Annotated in this window: 20 protein-coding genes; 10 read left to right on the top strand and 10 right to left on the bottom strand. The window is 62.6% G+C overall.

All coding sequences use genetic code 11. The features are described from left to right. Positions 1-28 precede the first annotated feature (28 nt). From ACI2JX_RS06645 to ACI2JX_RS06630, 4 genes are all read right to left on the bottom strand, one after another. Positions 29-976 (bottom strand): FecR domain-containing protein, encoded by a 948-nt coding sequence (locus ACI2JX_RS06645; protein WP_404689689.1) that lies wholly within the window; start codon positions 974-976, stop codon positions 29-31. After that, a complete protein-coding gene (locus ACI2JX_RS06640; RefSeq protein WP_368971259.1) occupies positions 973-1,488 on the bottom strand; it encodes a sigma-70 family RNA polymerase sigma factor in 516 nt (171 codons plus the stop codon). Before ACI2JX_RS06640 ends, ACI2JX_RS06645 begins: the two co-directional genes overlap by 4 nt. 93 nt (positions 1,489-1,581) lie before the next feature. Beyond that, a complete protein-coding gene (locus tag ACI2JX_RS06635; RefSeq protein ID WP_404689688.1) occupies positions 1,582-3,285 on the bottom strand; it encodes an FAD-dependent oxidoreductase in 1,704 nt (567 codons plus the stop codon). Then, positions 3,282-4,136 carry an IclR family transcriptional regulator gene (locus ACI2JX_RS06630; RefSeq protein ID WP_264234412.1) on the bottom strand — a complete coding sequence of 285 codons (855 nt, stop codon included), beginning with the start codon at positions 4,134-4,136 and terminating at the stop codon, positions 3,282-3,284. The genes ACI2JX_RS06635 and ACI2JX_RS06630 overlap by 4 nt, the downstream gene beginning before the upstream one ends. Before the next feature lie 327 nt (positions 4,137-4,463). Between ACI2JX_RS06630 and ACI2JX_RS06625 the strand changes: the two genes are divergently transcribed. After that, positions 4,464-5,288, top strand: coding sequence for a sugar phosphate isomerase/epimerase family protein (locus ACI2JX_RS06625; RefSeq protein ID WP_404689687.1), 825 nt, complete (start codon positions 4,464-4,466; stop codon positions 5,286-5,288). A 151-nt stretch (positions 5,289-5,439) separates the two neighbouring features. Here ACI2JX_RS06625 and ACI2JX_RS06620 read toward each other — a convergent pair whose 3' ends face one another. After that, positions 5,440-6,639 (bottom strand): MFS transporter, encoded by a 1,200-nt coding sequence (locus ACI2JX_RS06620; protein WP_404689686.1) that lies wholly within the window; start codon positions 6,637-6,639, stop codon positions 5,440-5,442. Positions 6,640-6,759: 120 nt separating this feature from the next. Here ACI2JX_RS06620 and ACI2JX_RS06615 point away from each other — a divergent pair, with 120 nt between their 5' ends. Together ACI2JX_RS06615 and ACI2JX_RS06610 are read left to right on the top strand one after the other, a co-directional pair. Further along, complete coding sequence (locus tag ACI2JX_RS06615; RefSeq protein ID WP_264234409.1) at positions 6,760-7,362, top strand: TetR/AcrR family transcriptional regulator; 603 nt, start codon at positions 6,760-6,762, stop codon at positions 7,360-7,362. 139 nt (positions 7,363-7,501) lie between these two features. After that, complete coding sequence (locus tag ACI2JX_RS06610) at positions 7,502-7,666, top strand: hypothetical protein (protein ID WP_225915593.1); 165 nt, start codon at positions 7,502-7,504, stop codon at positions 7,664-7,666. Between the two features lie 2 nt (positions 7,667-7,668). Here ACI2JX_RS06610 and ACI2JX_RS06605 read toward each other — a convergent pair whose 3' ends face one another. Then, positions 7,669-8,493, bottom strand: a complete 825-nt coding sequence (locus ACI2JX_RS06605; RefSeq protein ID WP_404689685.1) for a substrate-binding periplasmic protein — start codon at positions 8,491-8,493, stop codon at positions 7,669-7,671. A gap of 280 nt (positions 8,494-8,773) precedes the next feature. Here ACI2JX_RS06605 and ACI2JX_RS06600 point away from each other — a divergent pair, with 280 nt between their 5' ends. Genes ACI2JX_RS06600 through ACI2JX_RS06590 form a run of 3 tightly spaced genes read left to right on the top strand, consistent with a single transcriptional unit; the run spans position 8,774 to position 11,349 of the window. Further along, entirely contained in the window at positions 8,774-9,766 is a 993-nt protein-coding gene (locus ACI2JX_RS06600; RefSeq protein WP_312155061.1) for an aliphatic sulfonate ABC transporter substrate-binding protein, read from the top strand. After that, the gene (locus tag ACI2JX_RS06595; RefSeq protein WP_264234406.1) at positions 9,766-10,596 is read left to right on the top strand and encodes an ABC transporter permease; all 831 of its coding nucleotides are present in this window, start codon (positions 9,766-9,768) and stop codon (positions 10,594-10,596) included. The genes ACI2JX_RS06600 and ACI2JX_RS06595 overlap by 1 nt, the downstream gene beginning before the upstream one ends. Before the next feature lie 3 nt (positions 10,597-10,599). Continuing rightward, positions 10,600-11,349 (top strand): ABC transporter ATP-binding protein, encoded by a 750-nt coding sequence (locus ACI2JX_RS06590; protein ID WP_404689684.1) that lies wholly within the window; start codon positions 10,600-10,602, stop codon positions 11,347-11,349. Between the two features lie 340 nt (positions 11,350-11,689). Here ACI2JX_RS06590 and ACI2JX_RS06585 read toward each other — a convergent pair whose 3' ends face one another. Then, positions 11,690-12,811 (bottom strand): alkene reductase, encoded by a 1,122-nt coding sequence (locus ACI2JX_RS06585; protein ID WP_404689683.1) that lies wholly within the window; start codon positions 12,809-12,811, stop codon positions 11,690-11,692. A gap of 121 nt (positions 12,812-12,932) precedes the next feature. Here ACI2JX_RS06585 and ACI2JX_RS06580 point away from each other — a divergent pair, with 121 nt between their 5' ends. After that, positions 12,933-13,868 (top strand): LysR family transcriptional regulator, encoded by a 936-nt coding sequence (locus ACI2JX_RS06580; RefSeq protein ID WP_264234403.1) that lies wholly within the window; start codon positions 12,933-12,935, stop codon positions 13,866-13,868. 14 nt (positions 13,869-13,882) lie between these two features. On the opposite strand, the gene ACI2JX_RS06575 is transcribed toward ACI2JX_RS06580, so the two are convergent. From ACI2JX_RS06575 to ACI2JX_RS06565, 3 genes are all read right to left on the bottom strand, one after another. Continuing rightward, complete coding sequence (locus ACI2JX_RS06575) at positions 13,883-14,623, bottom strand: SDR family NAD(P)-dependent oxidoreductase (RefSeq protein ID WP_404689682.1); 741 nt, start codon at positions 14,621-14,623, stop codon at positions 13,883-13,885. Further along, complete coding sequence (locus tag ACI2JX_RS06570) at positions 14,620-15,969, bottom strand: MFS transporter (RefSeq protein WP_404689681.1); 1,350 nt, start codon at positions 15,967-15,969, stop codon at positions 14,620-14,622. Before ACI2JX_RS06570 ends, ACI2JX_RS06575 begins: the two co-directional genes overlap by 4 nt. A 74-nt stretch (positions 15,970-16,043) precedes the next feature. Further along, the gene (locus tag ACI2JX_RS06565) at positions 16,044-16,871 is read right to left on the bottom strand and encodes an amidohydrolase family protein (protein ID WP_404689680.1); all 828 of its coding nucleotides are present in this window, start codon (positions 16,869-16,871) and stop codon (positions 16,044-16,046) included. A 275-nt stretch (positions 16,872-17,146) separates the two neighbouring features. On the opposite strand from ACI2JX_RS06565, the gene ACI2JX_RS06560 reads away from it, so the two are divergent. From ACI2JX_RS06560 to ACI2JX_RS06550, 3 genes are all read left to right on the top strand, one after another. Further along, positions 17,147-18,100, top strand: coding sequence for a LysR family transcriptional regulator (locus ACI2JX_RS06560; RefSeq protein WP_264234402.1), 954 nt, complete (start codon positions 17,147-17,149; stop codon positions 18,098-18,100). 74 nt (positions 18,101-18,174) lie between these two features. Beyond that, the gene (locus tag ACI2JX_RS06555; RefSeq protein WP_312152336.1) at positions 18,175-18,798 is read left to right on the top strand and encodes a glutathione S-transferase; all 624 of its coding nucleotides are present in this window, start codon (positions 18,175-18,177) and stop codon (positions 18,796-18,798) included. A gap of 116 nt (positions 18,799-18,914) precedes the next feature. Continuing rightward, positions 18,915-19,250 carry a hypothetical protein gene (locus ACI2JX_RS06550; RefSeq protein ID WP_186553497.1) on the top strand — a complete coding sequence of 112 codons (336 nt, stop codon included), beginning with the start codon at positions 18,915-18,917 and terminating at the stop codon, positions 19,248-19,250. Positions 19,251-19,264: the final 14 nt, after the last annotated feature.

The raw sequence follows: 19,264 nt of genomic DNA, 5'->3' as shown, positions 1-19,264 counted from the left end.
CAAGCGAGTCGGAAAAAGGGGACAGGCGTCAGGCAATTTTTTTGCGCGGCGTCAGCGACACCCAATAACGGCTGCGGTAATGCACCTCGAGCGGCAGGCTGGCGGCCAGCAGGGCGAGGATGCGTTCGCTGTCGTCCAGTTGGAAGGTGCCGGTCACCGCCAGGCGCTCGAGCAGCGGGTCCCACCGCAGCAGGCCGGGTCGGTAGCGGTCCAGCTCCCGCAAAAAGTCGCCTAACGGCTGGTTGTCGACGATCAACAGGCCTTGGCGCCAACCCGGCAACAGCGCATCGAAAGCTCGCGTCGGGCCTACCCCGCTGCTCGACAACAACGCCTGCTGCCCGCTGTGAAGTTGCACCGGCGCGCCGCGCAGCGGCTGCAAGCTGACGTGCCCCTGGCTAACCGACACCAGGCAGCCCTGTGCTTGCAGCCTTACACAGAAGCTCGCGCGAGTAGCCACTGCCAAGCCTTGCGGCAGGCTCACCTGCACAGGGCCAACGCTGTCGAGGGCGATTTCGCCCTCCAGCAGTTGCACGCGGGCAAGCCCTTCGATGATCTCGAGGTTGACCGCACTGGCAGTATTGAGCTGCAGCCGACTGCCATCGGCCAACTGCAAGGTGCGCCGTTCGCCAGTGGCCGTGCGCAGGTCGGCGCGCCAGCGCTGCATGGGCAACTGCTGGTAGCCGAGCCAGGCCAACGGCGCCAGCGCGCCCAGGGCCAACGCCTGGGCGAGCAGCTTGCGTCGATCCAGCTGTGGGCGGTCAAGGCAGGCCACCGCCAGCGGCGCAGGCACTGCGGCAAAACGCTGGCGCAGCGCCGCAGCTTTTTGCCAAAGCGCCTCATGTGCAGTACTGCGGCCACGCCATTGCGCCAGCGCCGCAGCCCGCTCGGCGTCCAGCTCGCCGGCATCGCACAGGGTCAGCCAGTGCGCGGCTTCACGAGCCAGTTGGCGCGCCTGGGCATCGACCTGGGCGCTCACAGGTCCACCAGCAGGCAATGCTCGTAGGCCTTGGCCATGTAGCGTTTGACGGTACGTTCGGAGACGCCCAGACGCTCGCCGATGGTGCTGTAGTCGACACCTTCGAGTTGCGACCAAAGAAACGCCTGGCGCACCGCGCGTGGCAGGCCATCGAGCAGTTCATCCAGCGCGTGCAAGGTCTCCAGCAGCAACCAGCGCTGTTCCGGCGACGGCGCTAGCGCCTGCGGCAGGTTGGCCAGCGCTTCCAGGTAAGCTCGCTCAAGACTACGGCGCTGGTAATGATTGACCAGTAGCCGCTTGCCCACGGTCAGCAGATAGGCCCGCGGCTCACGTAGACTCGGCAGGGTTTGCGTGTGCTGGGCGGCCAGCACCCGGACGAAGGTGTCCTGAGCCAGGTCGGCAGCCTCCCAGCTGTCGCCCAAGCGCCTGCGCAGCCAGCTTTCCAGCCAGCTGCGGTGGTCGCGATAGAGGGTGCTGAGGGACGCTTGGGGTGCCGCGGCAGAGTCAGGCATTCGTTGGCACACTAGGGAGTGGAAACATGAATGCGAGTGATTCTAATTGCTTGTCGCGCCAGCGCCAATAGCCTACACACACGTGCGAGACCACTACCGGCTGTGGTGCACCCCCGCAGCATGCCGCCCGGCGATATAACCGAAGGTCATCGCCGGCCCCAGGTTGATCCCGCCGGAGGGATAGAAGCCGCCCATGACACTGGCCATGTCGGTGCCCACGGCATAGAGGCCGGCGATGGGCGCTGAGGTGCGATCCAGCACTTGCGCATGGCCGTTGGTTTTTAGACCCGCGAAGGTGCCAAAGCTGCCGGGCCGCACTTTTACCGCGTAGAACGGAGGGTGCTCGATAGGCGCCACACAGGGGTTGCCCTCGGTAACCAGCGGATCACCCTGCTTGCGGTTGTACGGCGTCGAACCGCGGCCAAATTGCGGGTCTTCACCTTTGCGCGCATGGGTGTTGAAGTCGCGCACGGTTTCTAGCAACCCTGGCGGATCGATGCCACAGGCCTTGGCCAGGGCTTCAATGCTGTCTGCGCGCTGCAAATAGCCGCTGCGCACAGCCGGCCCAACCGGCAGCGGGAACGGGCGGGAATAGCCCAGGCCGAAGCGGCGCTGGAAGCGGTGATCGCAGATCAGCCACGAGGCCACCTCTTCATCCGCCGGAGCTGCGGCGACCATGGCCGCGGTGTAGTCGTAGTAGCCGTCGGCCTCATTGACGAAACGCTTGCCGGTGGACAGCACGCCGATCAGGCCGGGTTTGGCCCGGTCGATGATGTGCGGGAAATGTCCGCTGCTGCCATCGGCGTGGCGTACCAGCGAAACCGGCGCCCACGCCGCTGGCGAGGCGACGTCGAGCTCTAGCACCGCACCGACTGACTCGCCCAGGCTGATGCCATCACCGCAGCATTCTTCTGGCGGCAAGGCAAGATGATCGTTCGCTGCAAAGGTGCGTGGGAACAGGGCCTGGCGCCGTGCCTTGTCGTTGGCAAAGCCGCCCGCCGCCAGCACCACACCCTTGCTGGCATGGATGTGAAGTGGGCCGTCCGGGCTGTCGACCAGCGCGCCCAGCACCCGGCCTTGTTCGAAAATCAGTTGGCGCGCCGGCGCGGATTCGATCAGCTCCACGCCCAGGTCGACCGCTGACTTGGCCAGGCGCCCCACCAGCGCTACGCCGTTGACCAGGTGCATGGCGCGGCCATGCACGACCAGATCGCGCAGGTGCCTGATCAAGCGTTTGCTCACGTGCAGGAACGCTTTGAACGAACGGGTCATGCTCAGAAACGCCGCCAGGTCGGCGCCGGCCATGATCGGCATACCCAGGAATGATGTCTCGCGCAGGGTCTTGCGCATACGGCGAATCAGCGTACCCATCTGCCTGGCGTCATAAGGCGCTGCGATCACCTGATGCCCCTGCAGCGCTGCGCCCGGTACGTTGCCATGGATATCGGGAATGGCATTGCCATCGAGCCATTTCACGCAGGTGTGCTGCTCGAAGAACGCCACCATGCGCGGTGCATTGTCGAGAAATGCATCGATTCGCTCAGCATCGTAGCGCGCGCCCAATTCGTGCTTGAGGTAAGTGCGCGGCTGCTGCGGGTCTTCATCGATGCCGGCGCGCTTGGCCAACGGGTTGCCAGGCACCCACAGCCAGCCACCCGACCAGGCGCTGGCGCCGCCGAACGTTGCGTGCTTTTCCACCACGATGACCTTAAGCCCCTGGTGAGCAGCGGTTACCGCTGCGGCCAAGCCCGAGGCGCCCGAGCCGATCACCAGCAAGTCACACTCCAGACGCTTCACGCTTGAGTCCCCTGTTGGGCGTTGATGGCCGCAAGCCCTGGGCTCATCAGGGCGGGCGAGCCAGGAATCAACTGCTGGATTTCGGCGACTGCCGCGAGCAACGCCGGGGCGATCTGGTGCAACCGCGCTTCGCCAAGGCGAAACACCGGCCCAGCAACGCTGAGCACGCCAATCGCCTTGCCACTGCGCGGATGCAACAGCGGCACGGCGATAGCCGCCATCCAATCGGCGAAAGTCTGAATCGCCAGCGCATAGCCCAAGGTACGCGCCGATTCGATTCTCGGCAGCAGCGTTTCTACGCTCTGGGGCGCGTTAGGACCGTAGTGTTCAGCTCGACCAAAACCCTGCTGCTCAACCAGTGCCAACGCGCGCTGGTTATCCAGGGTCGCCAGCCACGCGTAGCCACTGGCCGAGCAGGAGAGCTTGGCTTCCATGCCCATATCAGGGTCATAGCGCAGCCCGGCGCGCGCGCCTTGGGCGCGGGCCACCCAGGTCAAGCAGTCCTCGTCCACCACCGATAGACGCACCAGCTCGCCCACCTCGGCGGCCAGGCGATTGAGCACCGGCTGCACCGCATCGACCGTGCCATCGGCGCCCAGGTGGGTGAACGCCAGCACCTGCAGCTTGGAAGTCAGCACATAGGTGCCACGCTCCTGTTGCTGACGCACGTAGCCGTTTTCACACAGGGTGTTCAACAGCCGGTGGGTAGCGCTGCGGGGTATATGCAAGGTGTCCGAGATGTCGCTAAGGGCGATGCCTTGAGCGCTGCTGGCGAGCATTTCGAGGATCGCCAAGCCACGCTCGAGCAAGCCTGCGTAAGTTGATTCGGTGTTACTCACAGCGCTTGGCATAACGGTCTCCTGCTTGGCGCAGAGGGCGCCGCGGATTGACTGGCAGAGGGTTTTTCGAAGTGACTGGAAAACTATTCCAGTTTCGCCCGCAGTGTCAATTAGCCCGTTTTTGCTGGGCGAAACGGCTGCAAGTCAATCCGCCAAGTGCAGTATGAGTGCGGTTACCGAACGCAAAAAACGGCCGAAACTGGCATTTATCCGGCGAAGGGTTTTTTCCCTTGATTTGAAACTGGAACTCAGTTCTAACTAAAAAGACAACCGCTCCTGGCACCTCCTGGCAGGGCGCGGGCGAAGCGCATTTCTGCGAACCGAGAACGAGAGTCGAGCATGAGCGATCGCGTATTTTCCCTGGCTGCCCTGACCGTCCTGGAGCTGTCCCCACCTGACATGGTCGAGGTCGCCGCCCGCGCCGGGTACAGTCACGTAGGCTTGCGCCTGGAGCCGGCAACCGCGCAGGAGCAGCACTTCCCGTTGATGGCCGATGCCGGCTTACGCCGCCAGACCCACCAGCGCCTGAGCGACACCGGAGTGAAGGTGTTGGACGTGGAAATCCTGCGCTTGAAGGCAGACACGCAAGTGGCAGATTTTCGCGCCCTGCTCGAAGTCGGCGCCGAGTTTGGCGCGAGCGGACTGCTGGTCGCGGGCAACGATGCCAATGAACAGCGGCTGACGGAGAACTTCGCCGCGCTGTGCGATCTGGCCAAGCCTTTTGGCATTTACCCGCACCTGGAGTTCATGCCCTGGACCGACGCCCGCGATCTGGCCCAGGCCTTGCAAATTGTCGAACGCGCCGGGCGCAGCAACGCCGGGGTACTGGTCGACGCCTTTCACTTCGATCGCTCCGGCTCGTCACTGGCGCAGCTGGCAAGCGCCGTAGCACAACAGCCGCATCGCTTTCGCTATGCGCAGTTGTGCGATGTGGCCGGCCCACGCCCGGATGACATGGATGAGATCCTGCGCCAGGCACGTAATGAACGGCGCTTCCCCGGCGACGGCGATTGCGACCTGCACGGGTTGTTGAGCGCCCTGCCTGAGGCCATCGCGCTGAGCCTTGAGATCCCCACCCGGCAGTTGCTCGAACAAGGCGTCAGCGCCTTCGAGCGGGCCAAGATGGCACTCGACAAAACCTGCGCGCTGCTGCAAAGCCGCTGAGCCACCGCGCTGGCTTCTTCGCGGGCAAGCCCGCTCCCACAGTGTCCGAGCCGATCACAGCCGTTGTAGCGCACACGATCCTGTAGGAGTGGGCTTGCCCGCGATGAGGCCGGCATTGCCACACAAGATAACTGCGCCCCTTCGCTCACTGTCACGCGCACCGCGCCACCTGCCCTCGCATCTGCCGATAGCCTAAAAGCGCCACCAGAAAAACCGCCGCGCCCGCCGCCAACGCCAGCTGAAAACCGGCATTGGCGCCCCGCAGATCCACCATCTGCCCCGCCCCCGCCGCGCCGAACGCCACGCCGACATTCAGCCCCGCCAACAACCAGGTCATGCCCTCGGTCAGTTGGCTGTCAGGCACGATGCGTTCGACCAGCGACATCGCCACGATCATGGTCGGGGCAAAAAACACCCCTGCAACCAGTACAGCCACGGCCAGGCCCGCGATGTTCCCCGCCCATAACAAGGGCAAGGTGGTCACCGCCGTGGCCAACCCACCGAGCAAAAGCAATCTGGGCAACGGCGATTGCAGCTTGAGTGCACCGAACACCAGCCCAGCCGCGCACGAGCCCATGGCGTAACACGACAACACCAGGCTGGCCGCAGCCGGCCTGCCCTGCTGCTCGGCGAAGGCCACACTGACGATGTCGACAGTGCCTACGATCACCCCCATGGCGACCATCAACAGCGCCAACAGCTGCACACCGCCAAGACGCAAGACCGAGGCTTGCCGCTGTGCTGTCGCCGCCCTTGGCTGTAGCGCTGGCTCAGTACCCACCTGGGCTACCAGCGCGAACACGCCGATGGCCAACAACAGGGCGGCAACCAGCGGCCCTGCTTGGGCAAACAGCACCACACTGAAACCGACCGACAACGGCGGGCCGGCGATGAAGGTCACTTCATCGAGGACCGTCTCTAACGCGTAGGCCGTCTGGAGATTGGCCTGGCCGCGATACAGCGCCGTCCAGCGCGCGCGCACCATGGCCGACATGCTCGGCATGCAGCCGGCCAACGCCGCGCTGGCCAGCAGCGCCCAGACCGGCGCCTGCCAATAGCTGCAAGTCAGCAGCAGCAAAATCCCCAGCACGCTCAGCGCAGCGGCCAGCGGCAATACCCGCCGCTGGCCGTGTTGATCAACCAAGCGTGAAACCTGTGGCGAGAGTACTGCATAGGTCAGCACAAAAGTGGCCGACACCGCGCCGGCCAGCGCATAACTGCCGCGCAGTTGCGACAGCATGGTGATGATGCCGATGCCGGTCATGGGCAATGGCAGACGGGCCAACAGCCCGGCCAGGGTAAAGCCCTTGGCGCCCGGCACTTGAAACAACTCGCGGTATGGATTTGCCATGCCCGATGATCCTTATCGAGAGTGCCCGAAACGCTAGGCCGAGTTATACATACACACCGTATGTTTAAAAACTCTATTATCATACGGATCGTATGTAAAGCCTTTCACCCAGGAGACAGCATGGTCAGACGCACCCGCGCGCAGATGGAACAGACCCGCGCCCTACTCATCGAAACCGCACGCCGGGTATTTAGCGAGCAGGGTTATAGCGAGGTCTCACTGGATGACCTGACCGCCCAAGCCGGCCTGACCCGTGGTGCGCTGTATCATCATTTCGGCGATAAAAAGGGCTTGTTCCAAGCAGTGGTCGGGCACATCGACGCCGAGATGGACGCCCGCCTGCAAGCCATATCGGACCACGCCCAAGACCCTTGGGCCGGGTTCAGCAGCCGTTGTCGCGCCTACCTTGAGATGGCCCGCGAACCTGAAATTCAACGCATCGTGCTACGTGATGCACGCGCCGTGCTTGGCGCCCCCACGCCAGCGGCACAGTTGCACTGCGTGGGTTCTTTGCAGGTGCTGCTCGAAGGCTTGATGGCCGACCACATCGTCGTCGCTACCGCCCCCCAAGCCTTGGCATCGATGATTCAAGGCGCCTTGGCGGAAACCGCATTGTGGATTGCCAATGGCGCTGACCAACCTGAGCGACTTGAGCAAGGGTTGGCCGCGGTGCAGTTGCTGCTCGACGGCATTCGGCGACCATTGCCAACCGCTCAAGCTTAGAGCGAAACAGAATAATACCGTCGGTCGCCCCAGCATGAGCCTTCTTGCGAGCTTGCATGTCCGAAGCTAATAGTTAATTCAATTGCCTGGGGAGGCACTTAACATGCGACCGCGTTTCGTTGTAGTTCCGGCTATGCCTATGGAAAAGCCATACCTTGAGCGAGGTGTGCGTTTCTACTCGGGCCTGTGCACCGGCTTCGACCTCTACGACAACGTTGAGAAAATGAGGCTCAAGCCAACCTTCAACTTGCGCGCCGATGCCGAAGCAGAGTGCCTGCGGCGAAATCAAGCGGGGATCGGTTGAGTTCAGTGCTGGGGCTCGACTCGCGGCGGCTGCTGGCGCTGCCACAATTGCAGATTTCGCTGCAGCCATTGCTGGGGTAAGTCGCTGGCGACGATCTCTGTCATCTTCTGCGCCAGCTGCTCGCGCAGCCGTGGCTGGTTGCAGGGCGATGCCTGCGACAGCGCCAGGTACAATCCCTCACTGGAAACCGCCGGGTCCAGGACCTGCAACCGCTTGCCCAGGCCCAATGACTGCGCCAGCGCCATGCCTGGATAGTGCTCATAGATCAGGTAGTCGTTGCGCTTGTGCACCAATTTCTGGAACGCCTGGCTGGCGCTGGGCACCGCTTCGAGCTTGAGGTTGGCCTTGGCGTAGTCGTCGAAGGCCTGGCCATGGCTGTTGTTGACCAAGGTGCCGCCATTGCGCCCTTTGAGGTCGGCCCAGCCGTGATAGGCAAAGCCTTCACCCTGGCGCACCCAGACCACGCTGGGGGTCGAGAGAAACGCGGGCTTGATGAAGTCCATGGTCTGTTGACGGGCTTGGGTGATGAAGTAGCCGGCCATCATGTCGATGCTGCCGGTGCGCACATCTTCCTGGGCTCGTGACCAGGGGCCGCTATAGACCACCTGCACCTGAAGCCCAAGCGTTTTGGCCATGTGCTTGAGCAAGTCGGCATTGGCGCCGATCAGCTGCTCTGGGTTGTCTGGGTCACGCCACAGATAGGGGGGATATTCAGGATTGCCTGTGGCGGTCAGGTGTCGACAGTCGTCGGCTGCCAGGGCCAGCTTGGGCGTCAACACCCAACACAGCAGCAGCAACCACAACCGCCCGGGGCGGCGCTCGATCATGTGCGAGCCTACGTCATCAATGACAGGGGAGTTCAACCAGTCTGGACCAGAATCCGCCGGCCGCCAGCGGGCCCTCACAGTACCTAATGCACAGTCGCGTGGCGGCAGGCATGCAGCCGCACACACTGTTGGCCAGGCAACAGCGAATCAACAGACTGCGCCTCACGCCACAGTCAGTTGCTCCCTACCCCGCCGCCGAGCCCCGTCCAGCTGGGAGATGGCCGAATGGCATGCCCCATGCAATCGGTGTTGATCCTCTTCGACTGTTTGGATCTTGCCGATGCGCCTGCCCCCCCTCGCCCTGTCCCTTCCCCACGCCCTCAAGACCCTGGCCGCCGCTGGCTTGTTCGCGCTGGCGCTGAACCCCAGCGCCCAGGCTGAAACCGCCCCCAAGGAAGTGCGCCTGGACTACGCCTACTACTCACCCGTGAGCCTGGTCCTGAAGCATTTCGGTTGGCTGGAAAAAGCCCTGCCCGACTCGAAAGTGAGCTGGGTGTTCAGCCAAGGCAGCAACCGCTCGCTGGAGTATCTCAACAGCGGCGGCGCCGACTTCGGCTCGTCGGCCAGCCTCTCGGCCGTGCTGGCCCGCGCCAACGGCAGCCCGATCAAGTCGGTGTACGTCTACAGCCGCGCCGAATGGACTGCACTGGTAGTCAGCAAAGACTCGCCGTTACAAAACCTCGAAGCGCTCAAAGGTAAAAAGATCGCTGCCACCAAGGGCACTGATCCGTACCTGTTCACCCTGCGCGCCCTGGCCAAGGCCGGCATCGAGAAGGACGACGTCGAACTGCTGCACCTACAACACCCGGACGGGCGCACCGCTTTGGAAAAAGGCGACGTCGACGCCTGGGCAGGCCTGGACCCGCACATGGCCGCCAGCGAACTTCAAGCCGGTTCGCGCCTGCTCTATCGCAACAAAGACTTCAACAGCTATGGCGTGGTCAGCGTCACCGACACGTTCGCCCAGCAACACCCACAGACTATCGCCACAGTGATCAAAGCCTACGAACAGGCGCGCCACTGGGCCATCGCCCACCCTGATGAGTTCGCCAAGCTGTTGGCCGATGAGTCCAAGTTGCCGCTGGATGTGGCCAAACTGCAGCTGTCGCGGACCGACCTTTCCGCGCCGCAACTGACTGATCAGGACATCAGCGCCTCCAAGGCAGCAGCCCCCATTCTGGTGTCCGAAGCCTTGGTCAAGCGTGGTGTTGACGTCAATCAGGTGATCGACCAACTGATCGATCCATCCTTCGCCAAGGCCAGCATCCAGTGATGAGCACCTCCAGCAAGACCCTGGCGCCGGGGGTAATTGCGCCTGCCGTGCAACCGAGCCGTTGGCGGCGCCGAGCCAAGGGCCTGGCCCTGCCGGTGCTGATCATCCTGCTGCTCGAAGCTGTGGTGCGCCTTGGTTGGATCGCCGCCTACCAGATGCCGGCTCCGAGCGAAGTGGCCCAGACCCTGCTGCACCTGGCCGATGGTGCGTTGTGGAAACACATCGGTGCCAGCCTGTCTCGGGTATTGGCCGGCTTCGCCATCGGTGCGGCACTTGGGCTACTGTTTGCCGCCTGGGTTGGCCTTAGCCGCGAGGCCGAAGCCTGGCTTGAGCCCACCTTTGCCAGCCTGAGAGCGATTCCCAGCCTGGCCTGGGTGCCGCTGTTGCTGCTGTGGCTGGGGATTGGCGAAACCTCGAAAGTCACATTGATTGCCATTGGCGCGTTTTTTCCGGTGTACCTCAATGGCGTGGCAGCGATCCGCAATATCGATCGCAAGCTGGTTGAGGTTGGGCGCATGTATGGCTTCAGCCCGTTGCGGCTGGCCCGACGTATTTTGCTGCCGGCCGCCCTACCGGGCGTATTCACCGGTTTGCGCAGCGCACTGAGCCTGAGCTGGATGTTCCTGGTTGCCGCCGAGCTGATTGCCGCGACCCGTGGCCTTGGCTACCTGCTCAGCGATGGCCGGGAAACCTCACGACCAGATCTGGTACTGGCGGCGATCATTGTCCTGGCGCTGCTGGGCAAGCTCAGCGATGGCCTGCTGGCCAGCCTGGAACAGCGTTGGCTGACCTGGCGCGACACGTTCGACGGTACGGATACAGGAGTCTGAAGCATGAACCAACCTCTGCGCATTGCCGAGCCAGCCCCGCCCGTTGAACCGCTGCTTGACCTGCAGGTGGAAGGCAAAGCGTTCGGTGCGACCCAAGTGCTGGGGCAAGTCCAGCTACAACTGCAACCGGGTGAAATCGTCAGCCTGCTCGGCCCTAGCGGCTGCGGCAAGAGCACCCTCCTCAGATTGGTGGCACAACTCGATCAGGACTTTACCGGCGTACTGCACAGCCGGCCCGAGCAGGTCGGTTTCGTCTTCCAGGAACCGCGATTGATGCCCTGGCTGAGCGTGGCCGAAAACATCGGCTTTAGCCAAGACCAAGGCTATGACCGCGCCCGTGTGGCGGGGCTGATCGAAGAGGTCGGCCTGGATGGCTTTGCCGCTGCCCTGCCCAAGGCCTTGTCAGGCGGCATGGCGCAACGGGTAGCGATCGCCCGCGGGCTGTACGGGCAACCGCAGTTGCTGTTGCTGGATGAACCGTTCAGCGCAGTCGATGCCTTTACCCGCTTCAAGCTCCAAGACTTGCTCCTGGACCTGGCCCGTCGGCACCGGATTGCCTTGCTGGTGGTAACCCACGATGTGGACGAGGCGCTGTACCTGAGTGATCGGGTGCTGGTGATTGGCAATCGCCCAGGTACGGTGTGCCGCGAGTTGCGGGTCAAACTCGACTACCCACGCGACCGCCGCGACGAGCGCCTGGCACGGTTGCGCGGTGAGGCGCTGGAGGCGTTGCACAGTGCGCGGGTGATTTGAGCATTGAGCACTGCGGTTCGCCCATCCGCTCATCCGCTGGCTGACCCAAGAATGCGGCGCATGTACCCAGAATCGCCAGATGCCGGCCAGCCTCCGCGACCGCGAGTGGCCCTTCTTCGTGCCCTAGAGGTTGCTCTGGCGTGAAGTCGCCCCAGATGTCCCAACCTGGGACCGTTTTGCCTGAGTACACACGAACACGCCGCCTGCTGTGGCCCTATCGCGGGACAAGCCCGCTCCCACCGGTGTGGCGCCGCCTGCGTAGGAGCGGGCTTGCCCCGCGATGGGGCCAGCCCAGACAACCACTCCAGCAGCACAACGGTAGGCCCCTGAAACGCCGTCCTCAGCCCAGATATGGCGGATAGTCGATGTAGCCTTCTGCGCCACCACCGTAGTAGGTGTCCTTGTTCGCCACCGCCAGCGGCCAGCCATTTTCCAGCCGTGCAACCAGATCCGGATTGGCAATGAATGGCTGGCCAAACCCAGCCAGGTCGATCAGCCCCGACGCCACCAGCGCTTGCGCACGTTGCAGGGTAAGGTCACCGGCCAGAATCAAGCGGGTCGACTTGAGGCCTTTGCGGCAACTGACCAGCAACGCCTTGAGCGCATCTTCGCGCGCTACGGCCGTTTCGGCACGCAGGAAGAAGTGGGTCTGGTCCATCACATGGACATAGGCAATGCCGCGCTCGCCCAAGCCGGCACACAGCGCGCTGTAGGTCTGGTCGATCTCATCGTACAGCGGCATGTCCATCAACTGCCCGTACGGCGAGAAACGAATACCCACGCGCCCGGCGCCAATACGCTGGCACACGGCGTCGACCACTTCGAAGACGAAACGCAGGCGGTTATCCAGGTTCTGCGCGCCGTACTGATCAGTGCGGTCATTAACCTTGGGGTTGAGGAACTGCTCCAGCAGGTAACCGTTGGCGCCATGAATTTCCACGCCGTCAAAGCCCGCTTCAATCGCATTAGCCGCAGCCTGGGCAAAATCGCGCACCACCCGGCCGACCGCTTCGCTCGACAGCGCTTGTGGTTGCGAGGTCGAGACGAAACCTGGCTCGCCGTTGTCGGCATAGCCAAAGGCGAACGCGCCCTCAGCCGTTTTGCTGGTTGAACTGACCGGTGCCTTGCCACCTTCCTGGATCGAGGTGTGCGACACCCGCCCAACGTGCCACAGCTGGGCGAAGATCTTGCCGCCAACGCTGTGTACCGAATCAGTCACCAGGCGCCAGCCGGCGATCTGTTCAGGGGTGTAGATACCTGGGTTGAACAAGTAACCCTGGCCCTCGCGCGAGATCGGCGTGCCCTCGGACACGATCAAGCCGGTGCTGGCGCGCTGGGTGTAGTACAGCGCGGTTAGTGCATTGGCGACATCGCCCGGTGAACGCGAACGGGTCATCGGGGCCATGACGAAGCGGTTTCGAAGTACGGTATCGCCGAGTTGAAATGCGCTGAACAGGCTCACGAAAGGTCTCCACAGGTAGTGAGTAATACTGCGTGTGGGTTAGCCTATTGAAGAAATCTTCGGTTATCTGCGCAAAGATTTCTCAAGTGAATGGAATTTGATTCATCAATTGGAGCGTGGCATGTACTCGTCTGAACGGCTCAAGGGCATCGACGTATTCGTCGCGACTGCTGACCTTGGCAGCTTTACCGCAGCAGCAGAGCGGCTCAACCTGACCAGTTCAGCGGTCAGTAAAAGTGTCGCGCGTCTGGAAGGCAGACTGGGCGTGCGCCTGTTCAACCGCACCACCCGCAAGCTGTCACTGACAGAAGCAGGCACCGCGTTCTATCGCACCTGCACTGCGGTACTGGCAGATTTGGAAGAGGTCGAGCACGCGCTGGTCAGCGCGGGCAATGAGCCGCACGGCAAAGTGCGGATCGACCTGCCGGCCTCCTACGGCAGGATGCACGTGCTGCCGCTGATCCTCGATTTCATTGGCTTGCACCCGTTGCTGCAGCCGCACATTTCGTTCTCGGACCGGTTCGTCGATCCGGTTCACGAAGGCATCGATATCGTCGTGCGCATAGGCGGGCCGGATGCGTGGCCGGCGAACCTCGGCCATCGCTACTTCGGCGCGCAACGGCTGATTTTTTGCGCAGCGCCCGCCTACCTTGAGCGCCATGGCGTCCCCCGCAGCGAGCGCGATCTGGATGCACACCACTGCGTGGGCTACGGCCAGGCGGACGGGCTGGTCAGCCCCTGGTATTTCAAAGGGCGCCAGCCGGGCGAGATGGAGCGCCGAACGGTGCAGGCGCGCATTGCCGTTGGCGATGGTGAAGGGGAAGTCGCGGCAGTGCTGGCTGGGCATGGCATCGGCCAGCTGCCGACCTGGCTCACGCAGCGCCACCTCGATTCAGGCGCGCTGGTCGAGGTGCTGCCACAGCTGGCCACCGATGGCTTGCCGATGAACCTGGTATGGCTCAAGAGCCGCGAGAGCCTGCCTAAGGTCAGGGCCCTGCTCGATTACCTGCTGCCACGCTTGGCGTCGCATGGCACGCACAACCGCAGTGTCCCGTGAAGCAAACAGCGGCCTCAATAAGTCGCCCTACCCCCGCTCAGATCGAAGACAAAGCCTGTGGTAAAGCTGCATTCCGGCCCCGCGATCCAAGTCACCATGTTGGCGATCTCTTCGGCTTTGAGGAAGCGCCCCATGGGGATCTTGGCCTTGCTCGCATCAATGTGCGCTTGGGTCATCTCGGCCATCAACGGCGTCTCGACCATGGCCGGCGCCACGCAGTTGAGCAGCACGCCATCCTGGGCCAGCTCCTTGGCTGCGGCTTTGGTGAAGGCGATCACCCCAGCCTTGGCCGCCGAGTACGCCGAGATGTACTGAACGCCCTCCTTGCCAGCCATCGAGGCTATGTTGACGATGCGTCCATAGCCGCGCTCACGCATGTGCGCGATGGCGGTGCGACAGCAATAGAACACGCCGTTCAAGTCGATGGCGATGACCTTGTCCCAGGCATCCGCCGGGTACTCCCACGAAGGCACCACCGGGCCATTGATGCCGGCGTTGTTGACCAGGATATCGACCTGCCCCAGGCGCTCGAGCACTTCGGCGAACGCCGCCTGCACCGAGGACAACGACGAGACATCGACGGCCTGGCGTAGCGCCGGCTCAAAGCCGTTTCCGACACTGTCCCAGCCCTCCACTGCCAAGTCCCAGATGACGATACGCGCGCCCGCCGCGTGCAAGCGCCGGGCGATCGCCAGGCCAATGCCACGCATACCGCCGGTGATGATTGCAGCCTGCCCTTCCAGGTACTGGCTCATTGCTTTGCTCCTTTCTCGACACACGGGATTTCGGGCAGGCGACGCAGGTCGCTGACCATGAACAGGTAACACAGCGCACCCAGCCCGGTGATGGTGGAAACGAACGCCAAGGCCCAGACGAACGAGCCGGTGGCGCTGACGATGATGCCGATGGTCAACGGGGTGACGATGCCGGCGGCATTGGCGAACAAATTGAACAGGCCGCCGCTCAAACCCAGCAGGCCCTTGGGGGCGATGTCGGAAACGATCATCCAGGCCAGCGCCGACATGCCTTGGGCGAAGTAGGCGATGCAGAGGATGGCGATGACCAAGGCGTCCGACTCGACATAGTTGGCCAAAACGATCACCGAAGCGGTCAGCAGGCCAGCGATTACCGGCAGCTTGCGGGCAACGTTGAGCGAGTAGCCACGACGCAGCAAGGCATCCGATAGCCAGCCGCCGACCAGCGTCCCCAGCGACGCGGCAATGAACGGCAGTACCGCGATCCAACCGACTTTCAGCCAGGGCATGTGCCGCTCGGTGACCAGGTAGGTCGGGAACCAGGTGAGGAAAAACACGTTGGTCGAATTGCAGGCGAACTGCCCCAGGCAAATGCCGAGCATGTTGCGATGCTTGAGCAGCGCCGGGATCTGCGACCACTGGAACACGTGGGCCTTCTGACCACCATCGACCACCCCGCCGCCCTGCTCGATGTAATCAAGCTCGGCCTGGTTGGCTGTGCTCGACTGGTGTGGTTCGTGGTATTTGCGCCACCATACCAAGCCATAGAGGATGCCCAGCAAACCGACCGCCATCAGCAGGAAGCGCCAGCCATAGGCATGCAATACCCAGAACAGCAGCGGCGTGAGGAAGGCCAGGCCAATGTACTCGGCGAAGGTATAGATGCTGGTCGCCCGGGCCCGTTCGCTCTGCGGGAACCAGGTGGCAACCACCCGGCTGTTAGTGGGAAAGCACGGCGCTTCGGTGATGCCCACCAGAAAGCGAAAGCCAAGCAGTGACAAAAAGCCCTGGGCCAAGCCCTGCAAGCCGGTGAACAACGACCACAATGTCAGCGCCAGCCAGTAGGTGAGCTTGGTGCCAAGGCGATCGATGAGGATGCCACCGGGGATCTGCGCGGCGGCGTAGGTCCAGGAAAATGCCGAGAAAATCAGCCCCATCATGGCCGCATTCAGGCCCAGGTCGGCGCTGATGCTGGGCGCGGCGATGCCCATCACGCTGCGGTCCAGGTAATTGATCATGGTGCCGCCGGAGATCAGCGCCAGAATCATGAAACGGGTACGGGTCTTGGCATGTTGCTGAGCTGGGGTGTCGAACACCGCCAAACCGATCTTTTGCTCAGAGTTCATGATGTCGGGTCTCTTGTTATTGGTATGTCATCAATGCCCAGGCAACCCCCTGGGGAAGCATCCGCTTGCGCGCGTCAGCTAAAACCGAACAAACGTCGTGGGGTGTCCCACATGATCTTGCGGCGCAGCTGCGGGTCGGGCATCAGCTGCTCTGCCAGTTTCAGCAGCGGGCCGTAATCGACCCGCGAACGTTGCCGAATGAAGGGCCAGTCAGAACCCCAGACGCAGGCATCGGCCCCAAAGGCGGCGATCAAGGCCTGCACGTAGGCCCTGCTCTGCCCAAGCAGATCCTCGCTGGCGGCGAATTTCTGCATACCGGACAACTTGACACTGACCCGCCCGCAGCTCGCCAGCTTGAGCAACGCCTGAAAGCCCGACTGTTGCAGGCCAGCGCGCACATCCGGGCGGCCACAATGGTCGATCAGCACACGTACCGGGTTGCGCTCAAGCAGTCCTTGCAGGTGCAGCAACTGGTCTTCACAAACCTGCACTTGGGCGAACATGCCCAGCTCGGCAAGCTTGCCCAAACAGGCTTGTGCACCCTGCATGACCTCAACCCCGTAGAGCGCAGGATTGAACGCCACCCCGACCACGCCCTGCTGCTGTAGCGCCGCCAGCTGATCGATGCCGATGTCAGGCTCGACCACCGCCACGCCGCGCAAGCGCCCATGGCCAGCTGCCAACGCGTGCAACAGGCAGCGGTTGTCGGTGTGATAGCCACTGTTCGGCCCGACCAGCAGGGCGTGACGCACACCGTAGGCATCCATCAGCAGGCTAAATTGCTCGAACGTTGCGACCTCCTGGCCGGAGGGGGCATAGGGTGCCGCGGGGTGATAAGGAAATCGCGCTGGATCAAACAAATGGTTATGGCAATCGATCTTGGGCTCGTCAAAGATGTTCACGCGGCTCTCCCCTGGCACGACCATCCATTGCTGAGTTAACGCGCCCCCTGTAGGAGCGGACTTGCCCGCGAATACGTCAGTGAATCTAGAATCGTATTCGCGGGCAAGCCCGCTCCTAAAGGGCCTGCGTAGCTCAGAGCGGCAAGGCCACTGCAGCGTTTTGCAGATCTTGTTATTGTTCGCCGACACGGCGGCGGGCTTGGGCTAACGATACTGCCGGCGATGTACTAACGCTCATACACAGATGGCGAAAACCATAACCAAAGGTAATGACCATGCTCCCCGGCAGAGAAGCTGCAGCGTCCAGCACGATGGTGTTCAAGCTGCGCCATATGGAGGTGTTTCGCGCGGTAATGCTGACCGGGTCGATCAGCGCGGCGGCGAAAATGCTGTATGTCTCCCAGCCTGCGGTGAGCAAGTTGATCGGCTACATCGAGGGCCGCCTGGCTTACCGCTTGTTCGAGCGAATCAACAATCGGCTGGTGCCCACTGGCGAGGCACAGATCCTGTTTCGCGAGGTCGAGCGGGTCTATCAGGCAGCGTTGGCGGTCAACGAGTGCGCGCTGTCACTAGGTTCTGGCTCACAGCGCAACCTGCGCCTGTCGTGCAGCGCGTCATTGTCGACGGTGGTCCTCCCCACGGCGCTGGCGCAGCTCAAGCTTGAGTCGCCGTCACTGAACATCGAGTGGCAGACCTCGTTGATGAACGAGATGCCCAACCAGATCCTGTCGAAGAAAGTCGACCTGTCGATCGCCGCCTTGCCGGTCGTGCATGACCATCTGCATTCGCAGGCATTCATGCGCGGGCGCATGGTGGTGGTGATGGCTGGCGACCACCCGCTGGCGCAGCAGCCAGTGCTGTCGCTGCAACAGCTTGAGGGGCAGCCACTGCTGCTGTTCAGGCCCGACATGCCGTTTGGCCAACTGCTCGCGCAACAGATCGAGCACCACGGTTTGCACCTGCACTCGCTGCTATCGTTCACCAACGCCGTCGAGGCGGTGGCGTTGGTCAAGCAAGGCATGGGCCTGAGCATCATCGATGAGTTCGTGGCGCAAGACAGCGGCTTGACGGTGGTGCCACTGGCCGAGGAAATCTACTTCGATATCAGCTTCGTCTATTCGCGCTTCGAGCCACCGTCGCAAGCGGCGCTGCACCTGATGCGGGTGCTGCGGGCGCAGGCGGTGAACGTTGGCCGTGCTATCGCCGGCTTCGAGTTGCCCAATTCATGAACCGGGGCGGTGACGGGTTGACCGCTGTACTACTGTCATAGACGATTGATTTCCCGCCAGACAAGGACTACCACATGTTACGGATACTGGGCAGAGCGGCCTCGATCAACGTGCGCAAGGTGCTATGGGCCTGCGCGGAAATGAACATCGGCTTTGAACGAGAGGACTGGGGCGCGGGCTTCAAACCGACAGCGCTGCCTGAGTTTCTGGCGCTGAACCCCAATGCCATGGTTCCGGTTATCCAGGATGGCGACTTCACCCTGTGGGAATCGAACAGCATCATCCGCTACCTGGCCACACGTGATGGCCAGAGCGCGCTCTATCCGGCCGAAGCCAGGGCCAGGGCACGCGTGGATCAATGGATCGATTGGCAGGCCTCCGATCTGAACCGTTCCTGGAGCTATGCCTTCATGTCATTGGTCAGGCAATCGCCTGCGCATCAGGATGGCCAGGCGCTTGCCGCTGGCTTGGCGCAATGGTCCAACTACATGCAGATACTCGACCAGCAGCTCGAAGCAACAGGGGCTTACGTGGCCGGCGACGCCTTTTCACTGGCCGACATTCCCATCGGCTTGTCGGTCCACCGCTGGTTCGCAACACCTTTTGCCCACCCGCCGTTGCCATCAGTCGAGGCCTATTATGAGCGGCTCAGCGAGCGACCCGGTTTTCGCCTGCATGGTCGCAACGGCACGCCCTAGACACGCTCGGCCACGCCTTGCGGGCAAAACGCCCAGCTTTACCAGTGGTTGATCGGCCGGCTAGAGTGTCGCCCCCCGGGAATTGGATCCCGGCCTTTGGACCATGGAGCTGTTCAGTGAAGTACCTCAGTAAAGTTGTAGCCGCATGCGCATTCGGCCTGGTTCTGGCAGGTTGCACCGGTGCCCCGATCAAATCGGCCCACTATGACAGCAGCCAGTACACCGTACTGGGTCACAGTGAAGCCAGCGCCACCGGCCTGATGCTGTTCGGCCTTATCCCGATCCGTCAGAACAGCCGCTTTGTCCGTGCACAGGACGCGGCGATCAAGGCCAAGGGCGGCGATGCGCTGATCAATACCCAAGTGCAGGAAAAGTGGTTCTGGGCCTGGGTCCTGAATGGCTACACCACCAAGGTTTCCGGTGATGTGATCAAGCTGAACAACGTCCAGTAACCCAGCGCTTTGAC

The organism is Pseudomonas sp. NPDC088890 (genome assembly GCF_044900155.1).
Lineage (GTDB): Bacteria > Pseudomonadota > Gammaproteobacteria > Pseudomonadales > Pseudomonadaceae > Aquipseudomonas > Aquipseudomonas urmiensis.
The sequence above is the reverse complement of the archived record's forward strand: the minus strand, read 5'-3'. Positions and strand labels throughout refer to the sequence as shown.